Source organism: Variovorax soli NBRC 106424 (assembly GCF_001591385.1).
GTDB lineage: Bacteria > Pseudomonadota > Gammaproteobacteria > Burkholderiales > Burkholderiaceae_C > Variovorax > Variovorax soli.
The window spans coordinates 1-608 of the sequence record NZ_BCUU01000236.1; the positions used below are offsets into that span (position 1 = coordinate 1).

1 pseudogene is annotated in these 608 nt (G+C 75.3%); it reads left to right on the forward strand.

From position 1 onward, the window contains the following. Positions 1-608: pseudogene (locus tag VSO01S_RS27665) on the forward strand (hypothetical protein); the annotation flags it as partial.

A 608-nucleotide genomic window follows, 5' to 3' on the forward strand; every position in this document is an offset into this window, starting at 1 on the left:
GAGGTTCGCGGCGGCGTCGGTGGTGCGGCCCGGCCATTGGCCGAGTCGTCCGCACCGGCACCGGCACCGGCACCGGCACCGGCACCGGCACCGGCACCGCGCGCCACAACACCTGCTCCCCCGGTCGCCGATGCGCCGGCGGAGCGGCGCAAGTCCGTACCTTCGCCTGCCACCGCGCCCAATGCACCGCCCGCCGCTCAGCCCGCGCCCGCGCCGGAGGCCAACAAGCAGGGGAGCGACCTTCGCCAGGCCGCGCCTGCCGCCACCCCGGCCGCGCGTGGCGAGGCCATGCCCATGTCGGATTTCTCGTCGCTGTCGCGCTGGACGGAACTGCGCGTGGCCAACGTCAATGGCTCGGTGCGCGTGGTGCCGCGGGCCGAAGCCGGCGACCTGGGGCTCTTGATGAGTTCGGCGGCCATCATGGCCGTGGGCGGGCCGCCCTTGCGTTCGCTGCCGGAATGGCGGGTCTCGCTCGAGCGACGCGGCCAGGTGCTGGCCGTGCTGGAAGTGGCGCGCAGCGATGTGCGCTGGACCGAAGGCGGCTTGCCGCCAGCGACCGGCAGGCCGCCGGCCGAGGCGCTGGACGCCTTGCGCAGCGCGTTGAGCCA